Source organism: Myxosarcina sp. GI1 (assembly GCF_000756305.1).
In the GTDB taxonomy this organism is placed as follows: domain Bacteria; phylum Cyanobacteriota; class Cyanobacteriia; order Cyanobacteriales; family Xenococcaceae; genus Myxosarcina.
The window spans coordinates 1-19,780 of record NZ_JRFE01000046.1 but is presented as its reverse complement, the minus strand read 5'-3'; the positions used below and the strand labels follow the sequence as shown (position 1 = coordinate 19,780).

The 19,780-nt window shown below is 38.4% G+C and carries 11 protein-coding genes and 1 pseudogene; 4 read left to right on the top strand and 8 right to left on the bottom strand.

The features are described from left to right. Positions 1–61 precede the first annotated feature (61 nt). Both KV40_RS26060 and KV40_RS26055 read right to left on the bottom strand, forming a co-directional pair. A pseudogene (locus KV40_RS26060) lies at positions 62–1,162 on the bottom strand (hypothetical protein). Between the two features lie 235 nt (positions 1,163–1,397). Beyond that, entirely contained in the window at positions 1,398–1,631 is a 234-nt protein-coding gene (locus KV40_RS26055; protein ID WP_036487464.1) for a helix-turn-helix transcriptional regulator, read from the bottom strand. A gap of 321 nt (positions 1,632–1,952) precedes the next feature. Here KV40_RS26055 and KV40_RS26050 point away from each other — a divergent pair, with 321 nt between their 5' ends. Together KV40_RS26050 and KV40_RS26045 are read left to right on the top strand one after the other, a co-directional pair. Next, positions 1,953–2,738 carry a hypothetical protein gene (locus KV40_RS26050; RefSeq protein ID WP_036487463.1) on the top strand — a complete coding sequence of 262 codons (786 nt, stop codon included), beginning with the start codon at positions 1,953–1,955 and terminating at the stop codon, positions 2,736–2,738. A 96-nt stretch (positions 2,739–2,834) separates the two neighbouring features. Continuing rightward, positions 2,835–3,137, top strand: coding sequence for a hypothetical protein (locus tag KV40_RS26045; RefSeq protein WP_036487462.1), 303 nt, complete (start codon positions 2,835–2,837; stop codon positions 3,135–3,137). A gap of 106 nt (positions 3,138–3,243) precedes the next feature. Here KV40_RS26045 and KV40_RS26040 read toward each other — a convergent pair whose 3' ends face one another. The 6 genes from KV40_RS26040 to KV40_RS26015 all read right to left on the bottom strand — a co-directional run bounded on the left by KV40_RS26040 (position 3,244) and on the right by KV40_RS26015 (position 16,247). After that, on the bottom strand, positions 3,244–8,955 hold the full coding sequence (locus KV40_RS26040; RefSeq protein ID WP_036487461.1) for an AAA family ATPase: 5,712 nt from the start codon (positions 8,953–8,955) through the stop codon (positions 3,244–3,246). A gap of 31 nt (positions 8,956–8,986) precedes the next feature. Continuing rightward, positions 8,987–10,090, bottom strand: coding sequence for an amidohydrolase family protein (locus KV40_RS26035; protein ID WP_036487460.1), 1,104 nt, complete (start codon positions 10,088–10,090; stop codon positions 8,987–8,989). Between the two features lie 30 nt (positions 10,091–10,120). Continuing rightward, on the bottom strand, positions 10,121–12,403 hold the full coding sequence (locus tag KV40_RS26030; protein ID WP_036487459.1) for a TOMM precursor leader peptide-binding protein: 2,283 nt from the start codon (positions 12,401–12,403) through the stop codon (positions 10,121–10,123). Positions 12,404–12,445: 42 nt separating this feature from the next. Further along, the gene (locus KV40_RS26025; RefSeq protein WP_036487458.1) at positions 12,446–13,060 is read right to left on the bottom strand and encodes a hypothetical protein; all 615 of its coding nucleotides are present in this window, start codon (positions 13,058–13,060) and stop codon (positions 12,446–12,448) included. Between the two features lie 28 nt (positions 13,061–13,088). Next, a complete protein-coding gene (locus tag KV40_RS26020) occupies positions 13,089–14,687 on the bottom strand; it encodes a hypothetical protein (protein WP_052055973.1) in 1,599 nt (532 codons plus the stop codon). A 183-nt stretch (positions 14,688–14,870) separates the two neighbouring features. Next, entirely contained in the window at positions 14,871–16,247 is a 1,377-nt protein-coding gene (locus KV40_RS26015) for an AAA-like domain-containing protein (protein WP_036487457.1), read from the bottom strand. Positions 16,248–16,610: 363 nt separating this feature from the next. On the opposite strand from KV40_RS26015, the gene KV40_RS33770 reads away from it, so the two are divergent. Continuing rightward, positions 16,611–16,874, top strand: a complete 264-nt coding sequence (locus KV40_RS33770) for a DUF2500 family protein (RefSeq protein ID WP_072013913.1) — start codon at positions 16,611–16,613, stop codon at positions 16,872–16,874. 50 nt (positions 16,875–16,924) lie between these two features. Continuing rightward, entirely contained in the window at positions 16,925–19,732 is a 2,808-nt protein-coding gene (locus KV40_RS26010) for a dynamin family protein (RefSeq protein ID WP_081942940.1), read from the top strand. Positions 19,733–19,780: the final 48 nt, after the last annotated feature.

Below are 19,780 nucleotides of genomic sequence, written 5' to 3'. Positions count from 1 at the left end.
GAAATTCCCGTAATCGCTCCCGACCAACTCAATTCAATATTGTTTGACAGTTAAAATCTTGCTATTGTCCTTTTTGTCTTTTGAGTACCTTTTTCAAATAGTCTAAAGAATAACCTCGCTCGATCGCATCCTGCCATCTTTCCCAAGCACCAGATAAACAGACCCACTGTTCGTCTTCTCGCATTTCGCGACCTGAACAATAGCCTAGTTCTCTGGCTAAATCGTACCAATAATCAAACACGGCTCTTTGGTCTATTCCCTCGCTGAGAGCGCAATTTGTACCACCCCAACTTTCTTTTAACGCTTGGACAAAATAGCCAGCAGGATTAGGAATATAGCTGCTGCGTTTTCTAGCTTGAAACAGCGCGATCGCTTCAGAYACCTTCTCAGCYTCATACTGCTTWAYYAWCYTTRCTACTGTTGAGTTWGTYTGTAYYCCCAATTCATCYAGTTKYTTSACTTGCGACTTCCATTCTGAATTAACCGCTTTAGTCTTTTTGGCTTCTTTCATACTACATTTGAAGGCTTTGTTTTCTTCTCTAGTAGTTTCCCGTTCTTGGTTCTTATTGGACTTATTTTGAGCAAGACTAGAAATAAATTCGCTCTGACAGACTTCTACCCGTTTTAGACCACTTTCTTCTACAGCTTTAATTTCAGAAACAGTAGCATTTTCTTTCTGTTCTGCTGCTTTATCTTCTGACGTAATCTTTGGATCTATTAATGAAAATTCATTATCCCTCATCTCAAGTTGAGGGCTGTCCTCATCTCGTTCTGTGTTAGTCCACATCTCGGCAATTTCAACACTTTCGGGGTTTTTCCACCGCAAATACTCGAACAGGCGATCGTAATCTAAACTGTAATAATTTGTCTGATTCCACTCTCTTGCTCTGTATCTGATGACTTTGACAATCGAAAGCGATCTTAATAAAGCCATCGACTTTCTAAACTGCCAGATACTCAGCCAACTAAACTGTTCGTTTACCCAATTATAAAAGGTGTTGTAAATCCACTTGACCCCATCTACGATTACTCCTACCCCTTGCTTTTCCATCCAATAATGAAGCTGCTGGACGATTACGGCGGCATTAATATCTCCCAATACTTCTGCTATCTCCGCATCGAAAAAACGGTTATTACTTGGGGAAGTGTTTAGAATGCTCATCTTCTTCCCTCCCCATTATTGATATTTATTAGCTGTTGCCACCAAGCTATGATGTCAAGCTGCGGCTGTTCGCCTAAAATGTAAATAACCATGCTCCTACTCCAATAGGACTTGTTTATATGAAGCGATCGCTTTTCTTTGGTCGGAGTAGCGATCGCTTTTCAGGTATTTAGCGAATTTTTTGATTCTTCAAAGCTGCGTTTAATTTGAATCAGATATCCATAGCTCAGAAAAATTAATCATCGAAATTTACTCCTAGATTTATTTTTAGAACTTGCTCGATATTTTCTAGATTCTCACGGGACAAAGTACCTTTTAAGGTTTCTTTCTCGATGTCGTACCAATAAGTACGAGATACACCGACTTCTTCACATATTTGATCTACTGTCTTACCCGAATTCATTCGAGCCTTTTTGATTGCTTCTCCCAAGCCATCTACTTCAATCTCTTTAATCCACCTAATTCGCATCTTTGTCGCTAACATCAACGTTTTTCTCCTTATCTAGAATAAACCGTTAACTGATAGTGCATTATACACTATAAATTAATAGTTGACATTTGTACACTATTAGTGAATAATACCTTTAGACAGCAATACCGAGCTAGTGAATCTCAATAAGTGTTGTTTATTGATAACTAAACTCCATCGAGCCAACCTAATACAACTCTTTTAGAAGCTGGCGAAGTAAGTATTTGCTACAAATTTCCTCATTTTCAACTTAAAAGGAGAGCAACTGCCGTCCAAAGCCCTGCTCTCCTGTTCAACCACTTTTTTGAGGTTAACTACATCATGACATATTGCCAAGATTTTCAGTCTGTACAAACAGCAAACACTCTCAACTCTCAACAACAACTTCGTTCTAGCAACTTTACGAAGCATAATGATAACAGCGATTTCGCACAGCGAAGCGGCAAAGCCGATCGCCCGCTTGTCACTATTGAATTTATCCCAGATATTCATCCTTCAGAAACAGAATACAACTACCCTCATCCAAAATTCGTTTTTGGCGATGAGGTAATCAACAAATTTAATCCTTCTACGGTTCTCAATATCTGCGCTCTAGAACTTATCGAACATAAAACCCCATCAGGCTTACTACTCGAACAACCTTACTGGAAGTATAAGGTCGATAACGGAAGTTGGTATGAAGAATCAGTTTTAATCCGCCAATCAAACACCTGTGCTAAATGCACTTATTTTGAAGATTACAACGACGAAAGAGGTCGCGGATGGTGTCACCTACTGGACAATGCTACCAGAAAACATCATCAACGCACTAATGACTGCGATCTTAACTCTGAATCTAAGTCAATCCTTGCCCTTCCATATTCTGAATACGATTATGGAGATAGGGTTAAAATCGTTGACTCCGACAAAGACCACAGCGAATGGGCAGTATTTGAGGTTATTGAGAAAAAGCATAATCCTCAGTGTTATTCCTCTGTTGATAATTACCTAACTCAGTCGGAGTGGTATTACCTGCTTTCTCCTGCCTATGAGGATATGTGGGTAGCAGAAAGAGAGCTTTGTCATGCCGATTTATCCCATACTGTTGTAACTGAACAACTGTTCTGACACTAAGTTGTTGGCTATTGGCTTCTCTTTGCTGGCTAATAGCCAAACTCTACTCTTTATATTCTTTTCGCTACACACATACCTTCAACTATTGATATGTCTCAACTACAGTTTCTTTCTATTGAGGTTAAAACTCTTGCCAATCCTGATGTTGACCTCGAAGCACTTCCGACGATTACTATTTATCATGACTCTCAAAACAACTATTTTCTAACTTTAGATCTTGAAAAACTTAAAGATGCAGTTTTAGGCATGGTTCCGCATCTTGGTACAAATTGCCGATATCCTCTCCTCTTTTCCGTTCGGCTTTTACCAAGAACTGAGTCTGATGCGATCGACTCCTCTGTATCTTCTTCTAAACCTAGAAAACGACGCTCTAAGTTTAATACACAACCATAGTCGCTCGTTGTTTGGAATAGGGCGATCGCAATTTTGAAGATGCTTACTACAAAATAAGACTTTTTATGTATGTTAATGCTGACAAATACTTTTTTCTACAATCGCATTAAACAAAGATCGCTCTATAAATACAGTTCTGTACACTCAAAATTCCTTTTTTCTCGACCACTAAACCAGATAATATTAATTCTTTTTCTTCTGGGCTGTTAATAGCAGCAACTTCTCCTTGATGGAATACTTTTCGGTAAAGTTTTAACAGTCGCTCCGATTGTGGACTTTGAAGCAGGCGATCGCGGATGGTTCTCAAATGTTCTGGTTCATCCTGAGATTCCCAATTGTCGATAATTTTAGTTTGCACCAACTCGGCAACCCATTCGTCTTCTTTATTTGTAGGGATAGGAGATGAAGCAGTGCGGATTAGTTGACACAGTTTTTGAGTTAAAAAAGGTTGACCATTTGTCCAGGCGAATACTTCTTTGAGAATCGTTTGGGGATTATCAACTTTTTCAGTCAATCCTTGCAACAAAGCTTGTGCTTCGTGTTCCTTAAAACCCTCCAGTTGAATTGCCTGACCGATATTAAAGGGAGTTCTTTGGTAGTCGGTAATTAAATCGTTAGGGGTAGCGACTCCAAAAAAGGCAAAAGTCAAACGTCGATATTCTGAATTGATACTACGCTGATTGTAGCAGGAACGAATCAGGGCAAAAAAATCATTAACGGGAAAATCTAAACCCAAGAGGCTATCAATTTCATCGATAAAAATTACTATGTTCTGAGGGGTATTATCCTCTCGATTGACTACTTCAACCAGTAAAACTTCTTCGATAAATTGGCTCAGTTTTTGCAGGGGAGAAAGCTCTTGTTGCTCCTGCCACCAAGTTTTAAAATTAACTTTGCCGTATAAACCAAAGCTACGCCATAGCTCGAAGGCTATACCACTATACCACTGTTTGGGAGTAACGTTTTCAATTCCAATACGGGTAAGATCGATCGCACCACAACTATATCCTTCATGTTGCAAATGGTTTATCATCCTTACCATTAGGCTAGATTTACCCATCTGACGAGGATTGAGGATGTAACAAAACTCTCCCCGTTTTAATGCCTGATAGAGATAGCGATCTGCCGAACGCACGATATAAGTAGGTGCATCTATAGACAAACTTCCCCCCACTTGATATTCAAAGTTAGAGGGTTGTTCGGCACTTTTTAGTAACTCGTTTTCAAAAATTAGTTCTGCTTGGGTGGCTTGCAAAACTTCTAAAGTGTGCGATAGTTCTTGGGTGCGTTCATTTATCCTAAGCTCTAAATTGCGATTATAGGTTTCTAACTGTCCGTAAAGACGAGCATTTTCAATCGAGATAGCTGCTTGGGCAGAGAGAATTTTTAGAACTTCAAGGCGATCGCTGGTAAAGGCATCTGTGGTTAGGTTATTTTCTAAATATAGAATGCCTCTTAGTTTGCCTCGATCTAATAAAGGAGTACAGAGAATTGACTTTGGTTGAGTGGCAAAAATGTAAGGATCGCGGATAAACTGTTCTGCTTCAGTAGCATTATTTAGTACGACATCTTCTTGAGTACGAATCACATAATTAACGATCGCTATTGGTAAAAATGGTATTTGGTTATCACCATTGGTAGAATCGATGGGAAGCGATCGCAATATATTAGTAGCGTCAGAATTTACTGTACCTTCTGCTTGAATGACCCATTTACTATTTTGTTCTAAAATTAGAAAGCCTTGCTGCGCCCCTGCATTTTCAATTACAGTTTTCATTAACTTAGCCAGCAGATTCCCTGGAACTATTTCGCCCGAAATAGTCTGTGATGCCTTGATTACGGAGGCTAAATCTAATGCTTCGTTCGATCTGCTACCACTATTCGTAGTATTTGCGGAAGTATCTTTAATTTCTGTTGCTGCTGATGTCAACCATTGTGGATATTCCTGTTCTAAATCCTCTACTTTCCTTTTAGCTCCCCAAATTTGATAGTGTTGATGTGCTTTTTTGAGATAAAGTCGAGCAAATTCTTCTTTACCTTTACTTAACCAGAATTTAGCTGCCAGTTCGTTGGCTATAGCTTCGTTTTGAATAAATTCATTTTCTTTAGCAGATTCAATAGCGCGATCGTATAAATCCATTGCTTGAAAGTGATTGCCAGCAATTCGCTCCATCTCCGCAGCTACTAAAAGATATTTATGTAGAAAGTTTTCGGGACAGTTATCTGCCCACTCTTTCATTTGCTGTTGATTTACTTTTAGCTGTTGCCAATATTTTTTCTGTTCTTCCATTGAAGCTGAAGGATAGATAGCAGCTAATGTTAAAGAGTAATAAAAATTATGCTTGGCAATTGAGATCGTGGCGGGGATAAAGTCAAATAACTCTGCTGCTTGCTGAAAATAGCTTAATTCAATGGGACGACCGTGAAGATAGAGAACTTGAGCTTTAAAAATGTAGTATAAGCAAATGGCTGCCAAAGTTTTGTTTTCTTGGCAGGTTGACACAAAATCGGACTCATTTATCTCATCAATATCAAAAGAGAATTTGTCTGAGGTGCTTTCTAGCAGGTTTTGAATCAAAATTTTACCTGCTAATATGCAATCAATTGCCCACTGATTTTGGGTTTCTCGACTAAACAATAAACAACGCGAGGCTTCTTTCAAAAGAAGGTCTAAATTTTTACCCTGATAGATAAAATTATAAAAGTTATAAGCTGAGCTATACCCGACAGGTTGCAGTTCGCCAGCTTGTAGTCCTGCATCAATGCCTTCAATATTGATTCTCTCGGAAAGCTTGATATGCTTTAGCCAAGGCAAAATCATACCCGCATGAAACTGACTTGCCCCTAGCTTTGAACTTAAATCGTTATATTTATCAGCTAGTTTAACGCTAAGGCAGCCATATTTATAAGCTGTATTATAGTCGTGCAGTGCCTGAACATTAATTACACCGAAGCTAGCATAACCTATCGAAGATTTTTCCGTGTGACCGTATTTGAGATTGAGATTGACCATTTTAGTCCCGACGACATACATCAAGATTGGATTAACAATCCACGCTGCTGGCAAAATGCGAATTAATATTTTCAAAGCAGCTTTTTTTTCTGGTATTACTGTGTCGTGGTGGTCATACAATAAGCTTATCTTTTGCCCGTCTATATTTTTTTGGTATTCGGTAAGTTCTGCTTCAAAAGCTTTTTGTAAGTTTTCAGTAGGTAGGTCGATTTTCAAGTTTTTTAGTGCTGTTTTACCAGATTCAATTGCCTCGTTTATTCTTCCTGACAAAGTGTATTGAATAATCTTTAAGTAGTAAAATTCTACACGGTCGAGAGTTGACTTTGCCTTGCCTAGTGCCATCTCGATTAAGAACAAAGACCGCTCGAAATTGCCATTGAGATACTCAGCCTCTGCCAGTTCTTTATAGAGATCGAGTGCCATTTCGTAACGTTCTTGCCAAATATCTCCTAAAAATCCTCTCTCTGCCTGAATTAAGTAGTCTCTGGATGCTGCATAGGCAGTGGCTTTCTTAGCTTTTTTGCCAGCCTGCAAATTTAATTGGGCTAACTCGATCGCCTCTGTCGAATCTTGAATTAGTTCTCGTCCTTGATTGAGGTGATCGACTAAGGTAAAGATTTTGGCTGATAACTCTTCTGCGCTAAATCTTTGGAGTAACAACTTACCAATCTGAAGGTGAACGGCTTTTTTTTGAGATTCATCAATCAGCGCATAAGCTGCTTGTTGTATTCTGTCGTGCCGAAACTTGTAATTCTGGATAACTAATTCTGATTCAATCGGTGCTTCTGAAGTTATTGACAATTCTGAGACAGGCTGAATTAAATTTAACTGAATCGCTGGCAAGAGATCTTGAAAGGTTTCAAAAGCCAATTTTTCGTAAATAATTGAAAGGGTAGCAAGATCGAAGCTGTTGCCAATACAGGCAGCCAAACGAATCGCTTTTTGGGTTGGTTGAGGTAGTTTTCTTAACTTGCCAAGCATCAGATCGACTACGTTGTCTGTGATGCCTAAAGCTTCAATTTCCTTTATATCCCACTGCCAGCATCTTTGCTGTAGGTTGAAAGTTAGCAAATTTTCCCGATCTATCGTTTTGAGAAATTCATTGATAAAAAAGGGATTTCCTAGGGTTTTTTGTGCCACCAATTCTGCTAAAGGTGTGACTGTTTCTGGTTCGCTATGGAGTGTATCGGCAATTAATTGGACGATTTGTTCGGGCTGCAAAGGGTCGAGAAAAATCGTGTTGATGGCTGCTCCCTGCTCTTTCAAACGTTCGATGGTCAGTATGGTGGGGTGATTGGGGTTGACTTCATTATCGCGATAAGCACCCAATAAAAGTAGATACTCTATCCGAGTATCGTTCATAACCCGCTCAATGAGGTTTAGACTGGCAGAGTCACCCCATTGTAAATCGTCGAGAAAGATAACTAGCGGATGCAATCGCTGACAAAAAACCCAAATAAAATTTCTGAAAACTGTATTAAAGCGATTCTGGTTTTCGGTGGGTTCTAATAACTGTACGGGAGGTTGAGAGCCAACAATTTTTTCTACTTCAGGAATTACGTCGATAATTATTTGTCCGTTAACGCCAAAAGCAGCCAGTAGTTTTTCTCGCCACTGTGCCAGACGAGCTTCGCTTTCGGTTAGCAGTTGTTGGACTAGGGATTTAAAGGCAGCAATGACCGCTGAATAAGGAATGTTACGCTGAAACTGCTCGAATTTGCCAGAAATAAAGTAGCCTCGCTGCTGGGTAATCGGTTTATAAAGTTCCCGTACTAATACCGATTTGCCAATGCCAGAAAAACCAGCGACCAACATTAACTCTATTGGAGATTGAATAGGAGAATTTTCTACCTTTCGTGTTATGCGCTCAAAGGCATTTAGCAAAGTTGCGATTTCACTTTCTCGACCATAGAGTTTTTGGCTAATTTTGAATCGGTCAGAAAGATCGTATCGCCCTAATGGAAACTGGTTGATTTGTCTTTGTTGTAACTGCCTCAAACATTCTTCTAGATCTGCTTTTAGCCCCAAGGCACTCTGATAACGTTCCTCAGAAGTTTTTGCTAGCAACTTCATCACGATTTGAGACACCATCGAGGAAATTTCTCTATTCAGTTCATGGGGTGGAAGGGGCTGTTTGGCAATATGACAGTGAACTAACTCCAGCGCATCATTGGTTTCAAAAGGCAGTCTTTGGGTGAGTAGTTGATAAAAAGTCGCACCGAGAGAATAAAAGTCAGTACTATAATCGAGTTCTCGATTCATTCTGCCCGTTTGTTCGGGAGACATATAGGCTAATGTGCCTTCTAAAACATCGGGATTTTTGGGGGTTGGATTTTCCCGCGTAAAGACTGTTGAAATCCCAAAGTCAATAATCTTGAGTTGCTTGGTGTGGGAGTTAAAAACGATATTAGCAGGACTAATATCTTTATGGATGACATTTACAGCATGAATTTTGCTGAGGATATCGGCAATCTCGATCGCCAGGTTGAGAAATTCAGAAAGTGTAAACTTTTGCGATCGCAACAAGATGTCTAAGGATACACCGCCAAAATCTTCCAAAACCATTGCCAAAGTACTTTCATAGGGCAACAAATCGTAAGCAGCGATCGCTCCTTCAATTTCTAAAGAGTGGGTAATTTGATATTCCTGCTTGTATCGCGTCAACTCTGAAGGGGTAGGGAAATCTTCTTTGAGAACTTTCAGAATAACAGGTTGTGCGTTGGAGTTAGAGACAGCTCGATAAACCAGTGAATTAACACTTTCGTAAATTTTAGCGATAATCTGGTAGTCGGCAATAGCATTCATGCTAAATTTCCTCCGCAGCAGAACTTTGTATTTAATCTTTACTTATACACTTTTGCTCCAGGCAGTAGAATCGAGCGGAATTATCCCACAGGATCTTTTGTATAATATCTGGGCAAAGTTGCTCTTCCAGAGCTACAACTGCTGCAACTATATCTGGATCGTGATCTATATGGGGGTAGTCTGTGCCAAAAATTAAATTATCCGAGCCAATGAAATTAATAAGTTGAGGTAAATAAGACTCCGATGGTTCGATCGCTACAAAACACTGACGGCGGAAATATTCCGAGGGCTTCATTTTTACCCTGTCTGACACTTCCCAATAGAGATCTTCGTACTCGCGATCGAGTCGCCATAGCCAGTATGGCAACCAACCACAACCAGCTTCCAAAAGTCCAATTTTTAGATTGGGATGGCGTTCTAGCACTCCTCCTTCAATTAATGCCAGCAGCGCCATCATTTGCTCCATCGGGTGCGAACAGGCGTGTAAAGCAAAGCGGGTATTAAAGCGATCGGCTCCCGTTGTAGGTAGGCGCGAATGAGTTCCTTCATGAAGGCTCACGGCAATACCTAATTCCTCACACTTCGTCCAAAATGGCTCATAGGCAGAGTCGCTGAGTATTCGCCCTTTAACGGGATTGGGACGTAAATAGACCGCTTTCCAGCCATAATCGGCAATTCGCTGTAGTTCGGTAACCATTTCTTTAGGAACGTGCAGGTTTATTACTCCCACACCTCGTAAAATTTCGGGATTATAACTGCAAAAGTCATGCAGCCAACGATTGTACGCTCTAACAAAAGCACCTACAAGTTGCCCAGACATGGTATCTACCGCACTAATCCAAGAAAAATAGGTGGGATAGATAAAAGAAATATCGACTCCCATCTGCTGCATCGCCCGTACGTGAGACTCTGGATCGAAACCATTGACCAAAGATAAAGGATAGGTTTGACTAACTTGTTTGTTACCTTCAAGACGAAGACGAGGAGAATATTTATGAAGAAGTGATTCCTCGGCGATCGCCAAATCTGGAGTAGGAGCAAAACGTTTAAATGCTGGTTCGAGATATTTACCCCATAGATCGGGAGGTTCGATTACATGGGAATCTGCATCAATTATTTGATATCGATCTAGCATAGGCGATTAAAGTTTAATAAAACAAAAAAATTACATCCACATGGGAATTGGATTGAGTTCCTTCTCTTGCATTGGCTCTTTTAACCAGCCAGATTGCACTGGAATATCATATAGTCGTCCTTCTCCCAAACGCTTCCAGAAGTGACGCAAACCAGGAACGATTACCTTGACTACTTTTAAGCCAATATCGGGGCGGGTCTGGTCTAGAACCAGCAGTTCCATCCCTTTTTGCTCGACGATCTGCTGACAGGTCATCACATCTTGAAATAAATCGTCGCGCTCAACCTGGGGATAATCGGCATAGCTTTTTGCAAGAATGCTGTTACTGGGAACTAGATAAGGCTGATTGGCTATAGTTGCTGTTTTCCACCAGGAGATCGCCACCTCAGACATAGATGAACCGTAACGAGTACTTCCATCAAGATTAGCAGCAGAGACAGCATGAAGTATTTTGTTCATGCCGTTCAATGCTTTATAAATAGCAGTCTTAGGGTCGAAATGAACGCCAAAGTCAAAGATAATATCTTCTACCTCGCGATTTGTCCTTCTAGATATAGCAGCGAAAGCAGGAATGTTTAAATCGCTAGTCAGATCGAGAATCCATAAGTCTCGATGAAGAGTTTGATAGTATTCCTTTAGAGCTTTAAAATAAGGCTCGTTGAAACTATCTAAATCAACCTGGGGTTTTTGAATCCGATTGTACCACCACAAAGCGATGGCATCCCGCTCTACCAGTTCCATAAAACCATGTAAGATCGCTGATTCAAGAGTGTTGCCAGCAGCGCAACCATTAGAGTCAGCCCAACAATCAGGCTTAGAAGAATTGGGATAACCATAATAGCAATATGCCGTAGGTAGATACTTAAATTCTCGATCTCTAAAAGACCAAACAGGAATCCATTCAATTTCTCTTGACTCATCAAAAGGTTCGGGAATTTTTTGCCAATTACCCAAAAAACCAGAACACCTAGCATTCCATTCCTGACGATTTTGATATTGCGCGGGACTAAAGTTCATACAGGTATTAGGGTGAATGGCTCGATCTCCCATTTGCCGATAACTGCCCTTTTGCCTAATTTCGTCCCCCTGAAAAACTCCAGAATATCTTTCAATCGCTTCGCAGAAACTACTGCATTTAGCTTGCAGATCTGTCCGTGCCGTACCGCCACTTCTACCGATAGTATACTGACGCAAGGCATCTAGATCGTCAAATACGGTGGCAAAATGATGTCTGGCTAAATATGTATGAATTAGCTCTGTTCCTCGCTCTACCTTTGAGAGTTCTCGAACCACACCTGTAATCGGACTAATATGATGTTGATATTGGTTCAGCGTTTGTTCTGGAGAAGACAGGCGGTATTCTCTACAAGAAGATTTTTTTCGGTGTCCTAAAAGAATAGGCAAAGGTTTACTATTTAGCCTTCCTCCTAGACCACATTTTAAACATTGAGGTCGCTTCACCAAAACGTGATTTTGTGTTTTAAGAGAAAGAGTATCGTAGGTTACTAATACCCCTTCTAATTGTTTATTTTCTCCCCGAACAATCCACTTAAAAACTTCTGTTGCTGCCATTCCCAAAGCGGTTTGTAATGTGGCAGAAAGAGAAGCAAGAGGAGGTGTCAGAGGAGTAGAAATATTCTGGTGTTTTTGAAGAAACTTTTCAACTGGTCTATTGCCTTGCAAACGTTGTGCCAGACACTGCCAACAACTTATGCCTGGTACAAATATTGGTCCGAGCCAAATAATTGTTCCTACTGGTTTTACCAACATCCAAGAGCGGGACGAATCTAGAGCCTGTCGATTTTGAGTAGATAGACCATCTTGTAGATAATCATCGGTCAAGACAATTTCTAAATCTGCTTCTGTCCTATCAGACACTTGGATGTGCAAAGATTCCAGAGCAGTTTTGAATTGAGCGATCGGCAAATTTAAAACAAAAGAACTCACTGCTACTTTTTTGGTTTGCAATCGAGAGTGAGCTTCTTTGGGGTCGATGCCTAAATGTTCGCAAAAGATTGCCAAGTCTCTTGGTAGAGTATCCTCTTCTTTAATAAGATAGCCTTTCTGTTCTAACTGCATCAGAGCATAGTGAACTTGTGCAAGAGCAGTAATTTCCTCTGATTCAGATGGCGATTTGCTTAATAGATGAGGTCGAATTTTTTCAATAATTTCTTCAACCGTGTGATGTCCGTCAAGTAAAGGAACTAGGAGTTGAAATGAATTGTTGCATAGTAAAGCAGAATTTCTTTCTGTTAGCAAAAACGTAGCTTCCGCCTCTACATTTTCGACCCGAAAACAATCTTTAAACTTCATCTAACTACCTTAATAAAAATGGAGCGAGTGTAACTAAATTCATCAAGATCCAAATAAAAATATTCCCCCTAAATGAGACATATTATCTTCATCACCTAAGAGGTTTTGCAAATCTTCTATGTCTAATTCTTCTGTGTCTAATTTAGAGGTAATAACGGCTGGTGGATCTGGTATTGGCAAGATGCCGTATTCGCTTTTTTGTAGCTGGTCTGCATGAATTAGATTTTTCAACGGGTCTTGGCGAATAGCGATCAATTTGTCTCGATCTTTCCAGGCTGCAAGCAATTCCTCTGCCCATAAATCTACTTCCTGGTCAAATTTAAGTATTCCATCTATTCCTTTGCTCAATAATGTCTTTAAATCCGATTGGTTTAATTTGTCTAACATTTCTTCAAATGGATTGTCGGGAATCGGCAGATAGCCTCTATAAGATTCTCCTGGATCTTCTTCTGTTCTGCTTTTGATCTTATTAGCAGCATCTGCCGTATAATCATCAACATCTGGATACATTCCTTCTTTTCCTTTTGCCAGCTCTGTTATAATCGTTTTTGGATCTTCCCTCAAATTTTTTAATACATTTAAGTTTTTCCAAGCGAAGGCTAAGACTCGGCTCCAATCTTGTCTTGTTTGTTGTAATTGAATTGGTAATGAAGGCATAATCTATCTCTTAATTTTGTAATCAGTTTTAAGTTAAGTTTTTAAGAAAACTAATACTTGGGGCAAAAAGAAATTCACCACCTCTATTTTTGACGCAACCACAAAAGGAGTAAGGAACAAATTTTTCTTTTTTACCCCAATTTTTTGCCCATTTTTGTGAACTAGGTATCTTGCCATTTTTAATAGCAGGATGACCGATAATGGGATCGAGATACTCATGTTTAGGAGCGTCTTCTTTTGGAAAATTTGTATCTGCCCAAGTTCTTTGTAGCTCTGAAAATTGAAATAAGATATTACTTTGAAAACAAACAAACAGCAATCCACTGATGCTTTTTACATTATCTGTCAATGACTGTTTACTCACTTTATTGTTTAAATAGTCCAGCTTATTCAAACATTGCTGTATACTGCTCAAGTCGGAAGCTTGCTGTGTCGTTGGGTCATCAAAATAGGTAATTCCTGCACGAAAAATTCGCTTCTTTTTTCGAGATTTTGCAAGATCTGCATTATCTTCATGTTTGCGAGGATTAACTTGCCGAATATGAGCGTGTAAGGGGCATTTGCTTCCGTTGGGGTCATCAGCATAATTGAAGCTATGTCGATCGCCTTCTTTATTCGGTCGATCCGAAAGGGCAATAGGTGTGCCATTTTTAAACCGCCCCACAACTAAAGCACTTGCTCTTTTGCGATCGCTTCCCAGTGTTTCTGCTAGTTCGCCTACTTTCTTTTCAAAAAGTTCGTAGTTGGTTTCCAGCTTTTGAAAAACACAGTAGCTACCATAGCTATATGACTCACTAAAAGGATCTTTTACCAAAACTAAATTAAGACTGGCAAAAGGATTCCACTGACTTATAGAGTGGCTTTTTTGATACCTTTCGTAATCGCCTTTGAGAAACAAAGGCTGACTAATGCCGTCTGCAAAGCCAAAAGGACCAATTGCTTGGCGATTTTCATTTCTTAGCACATATCCCGCTTCACAGGCTACAACTTTGCCCAACTCCAGTTTTTCCCATCGCGCGATAATAGTCTCAGCCTCTTGTTTTAGCTCTGACAAATCATCGTGAGCTAGTAAAATTAGGGCATCAACCCAATTATCATCCTTACCTTTCTTCCCGCCAAAATCCCACTTTTCTGGAGGATTGTACCAATAATCATTTGGAGGCTCTGGAGGCATTTTGAGACGATACTTGTTTTCCCAGTCCTGGTTCATTCCACTGTTAAACAAGGTATCGTTAATTTTTGCTTCTTCATTATTTGGTTTGGCAGGATTGAATTCAAGAGCGTAATAACCTTGATAAGATAGGAAAAAATTTCTACATAGTTCTCCTGCGTAACTGGGATTGTCTTGTTTCTTTTCCCTATATTTTTTCGTATCTTCCAATTGCTTCCAGGTAGATGTGATACTACTAGAGATTTCCTCTCGAATCCATTCCTTTACTTCGCTTACTCTATTTTTAGCAAACCGAACAAAGATGTAGAGAAAGTATTTTCGTCCATAATTTTTGATAATTCCCCCTTGTAAATCTTTAAAAATTTGCTCGTAGGCTGGATCGTCCCCAGCAATAGGCTCTTGATTATTAACAAGGTCGTCTGGATTGCGATTGCTAATGTTTTGAGTTTGTGTCATAACCTACACTTTTTAGTTGACTTAACAACTACTTGATGTATATACAGCCGATAAAACTGAAATACAATCTTTGTCAATGTTGAAATATTGGCAATTGCCGTTACAACTTCGGTATGTGTTTTATCTTATTTCTATTTTGGGTTCCGTAATCTCATAAAGCTCATATAAAAACTCATATAAAAATTATGTGTAAGTAAAATATTGCTGTACATTTTTGCTGAAATACTGTCGATAGAGTTCGCAACTGGCGATCGCTCTATCATTTAAAAGCTTAATCAATCCCATACTGCTTAACTTATGAGCTTGAATTGGATCTAATAAAAGGGGTTCATCCGCACTTAAAACTTTATCTAAAGTTTGTGCTAGTTCGGGCTGTTGTTCTAATGCTGCCCAATGACGCTGCAAGTGATGAGCATAAATTCCTGTAGCAGTAGAAGCAGTTTCTAGCAGTTGCAACAAAGTTATCTCACTCTGACTAAGATGATAAATTGCCAAGTGTATCAATGCTGGATGTCCGCCAACCATTGCCATTAGCTGACTGGCTTCTCGCCCATCCTGCCATTTTAGTCCGTAGCGTCGTGCCAACTGCTGTACTTCTTCCAGGCTAAAACTATCTAACTGAATTGGTATACCTACATTGAACGGAGATTGATTTAGCTTAAGAGGGACATAGACTTCTGTTGAGTGAACTACCAGCAAACGGAGTTTTTCCCAGACAACGTTTCTTTTTGCTTCTTCATACCAAGAACGCAACAAAGGTAAAAAATCTTTGGCTACTTGAGGATGCTCGAAAATTTGGTTTACTTCGTCTGAAGCCAAAACTAAAGGAGTGTCTATTGACTTTAGTAGATAGTTTTCAAAATAAAAAGTACAACTAATTGTGCTGCCCAAATCTTCATTCCAATATTCCTCTAATTTTGGTTCGAGCTTAAGTTGATAAGATATATCAGTACACAGCCAGCGCAGAAATAGGTTTAGATCGCTCAAAATTTTGCTTTCAACCTGTTCTAAGTTTAAGCTAACGGTTTGGTAGCCCAAGCGGCTAGCATAGTCTAGACTTCTCAACAGCAACGAAGTTTTGCCCATTTCTCTGGGAGCCTTAATCCTAATCAATGCTCCTGGTTTCTCAAGCTCGCGATCAACTATTTCTAACAAAGTTGGTTTGAGGTAAAAATAGGAGTTTAAAGGCACTGAACCACTAGGGTAGCGAGGTAAAGTATCTGGTTTTCTATCTGTAATACTAAATGAAGTTTTTCGTTGATTCTGCTCTATAGCTTTTGTTTCTGGAATTGCTTTCTTGTCAATATGAGACTCTAGCAGCTGACGACAGTTTTTTTTCGTCAGACGCTGACCGACAACTGCCGAAAGCCGCTGATATAACTCTGGAGCAACAATATTGGTAAAATAGCCAGGACTGTAACCTGCTTCTATAGCCATCTGATTATAGGTTCGATACTGCCAAATACCTTGCAAAATAATTGTTTCAGTAGAATTGAGCGGGCGATTTTGACTCTCAATTAACTGGCGATCGATAGTTTCAAAAAGATAATCCAGATTCATAACAGTCTTTTTATATAAGCTACGAGGAAGCGTTTCGGATTATTGTCTATTACGACTGGGCATTGAAATTATGCAATTTTTTTCAAAACAATAATACTTGATAACCCTTTAACTTGAGATTAATTATTGTTTCATTGGTTTTCCAATGAGATTTTTTATGTGGTTTGGTATGGGTTTTATAGGTTTTAGAGATTGAGAATCGGACTAATATCAAACGCAGATGGACAGACGGAAGTATAAATCAAGTTTAAAAACGCAACTTAATGGAAATAAATAAAAGCAAGAGAATGTAATTAATTTCTTGTGGCATAAACTATCAACGTTAATATATCTAATTCATAACATTATCTCAATAGGACAGTTATGTTGAACTATTTGAAAAATATGTTGTCTCCTAAAGTATCTGCAAAAGCACGTGCCATAGATAAACGTCAACAAGAATATGTTGTTACTACTTCATACGGCGGTTCTAGCTACAAAATTTATTGTGTAACATTTCAATTTCATGATGGTAGCTGCAAAGATTTTTCAGTAACACCTAAAACATATCAGCTTATAGCAAAAAACGATCGAGGAATATTGAAATCACAAGGAAATCAGTTTTGTAAATTCACGCCTAATAAATAGAAGTAAACACATTAACAAAACAATAAATTTTTTGAGGTTGAATAAAAAAAATGGAGCATTCTACAATGAGTATTACAAATATTATTTTCTTCGGATACGATCGCCAGTTATCACATAAGTCAATCGAAACAATTTGCAATTGTTTCGGACAACAAGAAGACATATATTTTTCGCCAAAAGATATAAAGATTTTGGTAGATGAAAAGGAAACGAACGTTCCAGAAGAAGATCTTGTCATCTATACATCAGAAAATGAAGAATCAGATTCATTAAACTTGATAGATCTAACCGATCAAACACCTGAAATAAAACATAAGATTTTAGAAAAATATAAAAATAGTCAAGAAAGCAATATCTTTGTTTGTGTTTTTAAGGCTGACTATATTTTACAGCAGCAAGATAAAAAATCTCTCAAAAAAATTTACACTTTATTTAATGAAAATATTTCAAATAGCTTTTTTTGTCTTGTAGATAGTCAATTGAAGAAGGAAGAATATTTATCTCAGTCTGCTGACTACGTGCGCGCTGAAATTAATTTTGTTTTTAATGAAAAAGGGTTTTTTAATTTTCATAAATATCAGAAAAGAGTCTTATTTCTAAAGTTAGAAGAAGCATTTAAGGATTGTCAAAAAGACAAGCGGTCGCCTGGAAAAGAACCGAAGTTTGAAAACTTTATTGCAGAACTAATAAGTTGTTGGAAAGAAAAACAAGAAAAAGAAACTCCAGAGATGAAAGTTAAATCTGTTATTTCAAATGAGAAAACACAAATGGTAGAAATCAAAGAAATCAAGGACAATAGCTATAAGCTAATCGAAGAAAAATCGAATACTATTGCGTCTATTTTAGAAGATGTTTCGGTTCTTATTGGAAAGCGGAAAGATGAATCTATTCAGTTAAAGGTGGGTGGAACTTTAGAGCAACCAGGAATCAATCTTGTGGAAAAGGCAAAAGAATTAGCCGATCTCGCCCAAGATATTCGCCAAGGTATTTTTAAACTAATTGTTTTGGGTGCATTTAGTAATGGTAAAAGTACGCTAATTAATGCGCTTTTAGGAAAAAAAGTCTTAAAAGCTAAAGCTCTTCCTACTACCTCTATTGTGACTATGTTAGTTCACGGTAACAGTCCAGATGTTGTCATTAAATACAAAGATGACAAAACTCCCTTAAATATGGATTTTGATTCTTTTTTTAAAGAATTTACTCTGTCTATAGAGGATAGAAAAAATATTGAAAATTGTGGGTATTTTGATAGATTTAAAAATATTAAATATGCCCAAATAGAGCGTGACTATCGATTATTGGCAAATGGAGTCAGGCTAATTGATTCTCCAGGATTAGAGGATGAAAAAAGTCGAACTGACTTAGTTCTAAGTCATCTAAATGAGTGTCAGGCAGTAATTTTAGTTTTAAACGCACAACAACTTCTTACACAATCGGAGCGAGAATTTATAGAAGAAGAATTGGCAAATAGCAATTTTAATAATATTTTCTTTGTTGTTAATAAAATAAATTTAGTCGATGAAAATGAAGTAGAAGAAGTCGAAGAATACCTACGCCAACAAATTCAACATCACTTTTTAGATTCTCATGGCGATTTTGATGCCGATTCTTATCAGCGTCGAGTATTTTTTATGAATGCTCAAGGAGCTTTAGAAGCCAGAACTAGCAACAATAACAGCTTTTCTTTAAACGAATCGGGCCTCCTAGAATTAGAGAGTGAGTTAGAGTATTTCTTGACAAGCGATCGCAAAAATACAGCAGCTTTTGAAATTACCTTTCAGCGTTTATCAGAAGCTGTTAGTAATGCTCGTGACAGCATTCATAAGCAAAAAGAGGCTTTAGCTAAACCCCTGCAAGAATTAGAAGCTAATAGAAGTGAAGCAGAGAAACTACTCGAAAATTTAGAAAATAAAAAAGAAAAGATTGAGCAAACAATTATTCGCTATGGTGGACAAATTAGCGAAAAAATATTTTCAAGTTTATTACTTTATCTGAACGATTTAGAAAAGACTTGGGAAATCGATTCCCAAGAATTTGAACTAAAAGGTCTGAATTTTGGAAGTATTCTTAAAACTACAGTAAGCAAGAAAGCCAAGGAAAAGATAAACACCATAATTCAAGAAGAAATTGAACAATATTTTAAGGAAAAGTTAACACAATGGTCTAAGAATATAATTCCTATTATTATTGAGGAAGATGTTGAGAAAATGATGATTACAGTTGAAAGGCAAGTCACAGATTTTCAATTTAAACTGATTCAAGTTGATAACCTATTTTCAACTGGGGAACTTATTGGCGAACATAAACTGGATACAGAAAAAGGTAAAGTTAGCAAAACTGTTCAAGGTTTGTTAAATATAGCAATGATGGACTTTAGCGGGCTTACGGGAACTTTGATGGGAAGGGGCAATTGGATTGGATTTATTAGTAGAGTTGTAATTGATTTGTTGCTCTTCGGTGTTTTTAGCGCAGTATTAGGACCAATTTGGGGGATTGTAGCTTATGCTATTGCTGAATTTTTTCATCTGGGCTTAGTGGAAGCTGGATTTAAGCAACGTCTACTTAAATCATTAGGAGAGAAACTCCATGAAAATCTTCCGAGGGAAATGGCTAAGCAGCATGACAAAATTTGTGGAAAAGTCCAAGAGCAATTTAAGCAACAATCCACAAAATTAACTGAACACCTACAGGCTCAGATTAATGACAAGCGAACAGAGCAAGAAGATATCCTCAACCAAAAACGCCAGCAGAGCTTCTCAGTAGAACAAGAAAAAGTTCGTCTAGATACAATCGATCGCAAGTTGACCGAACTCCATGACATTGCTGGTAGATTGGTTGGTAGAAATCCTGAAGAATAGAAACTAGGTATCGAAAAAATTAAGGGTTTGGGAATTTTCTAAAAGAAA

Bases quoted from the DNA above. Each gene is read 5' to 3' on its own strand.
- KV40_RS26025 (WP_036487458.1), bottom strand. From the start codon at position 13,060: ATGCCTTCATTACCAATTCAATTACAACAAACAAGACAAGATTGGAGC.
- KV40_RS26035 (WP_036487460.1), bottom strand. From the start codon at position 10,090: ATGCTAGATCGATATCAAATAATTGATGCAGATTCCCATGTAATCGAA.
- KV40_RS26045 (WP_036487462.1), top strand. From the start codon at position 2,835: ATGTCTCAACTACAGTTTCTTTCTATTGAGGTTAAAACTCTTGCCAAT.
- KV40_RS26030 (WP_036487459.1), bottom strand. From the start codon at position 12,403: ATGAAGTTTAAAGATTGTTTTCGGGTCGAAAATGTAGAGGCGGAAGCT.
- KV40_RS26050 (WP_036487463.1), top strand. From the start codon at position 1,953: ATGACATATTGCCAAGATTTTCAGTCTGTACAAACAGCAAACACTCTC.
- KV40_RS26015 (WP_036487457.1), bottom strand. From the start codon at position 16,247: ATGAATCTGGATTATCTTTTTGAAACTATCGATCGCCAGTTAATTGAG.
- KV40_RS33770 (WP_072013913.1), top strand. From the start codon at position 16,611: ATGTTGAACTATTTGAAAAATATGTTGTCTCCTAAAGTATCTGCAAAA.
- KV40_RS26040 (WP_036487461.1), bottom strand. From the start codon at position 8,955: ATGAATGCTATTGCCGACTACCAGATTATCGCTAAAATTTACGAAAGT.
- KV40_RS26020 (WP_052055973.1), bottom strand. From the start codon at position 14,687: ATGACACAAACTCAAAACATTAGCAATCGCAATCCAGACGACCTTGTT.
- KV40_RS26055 (WP_036487464.1), bottom strand. From the start codon at position 1,631: ATGCGAATTAGGTGGATTAAAGAGATTGAAGTAGATGGCTTGGGAGAA.
- KV40_RS26010 (WP_081942940.1), top strand. From the start codon at position 16,925: ATGGAGCATTCTACAATGAGTATTACAAATATTATTTTCTTCGGATAC.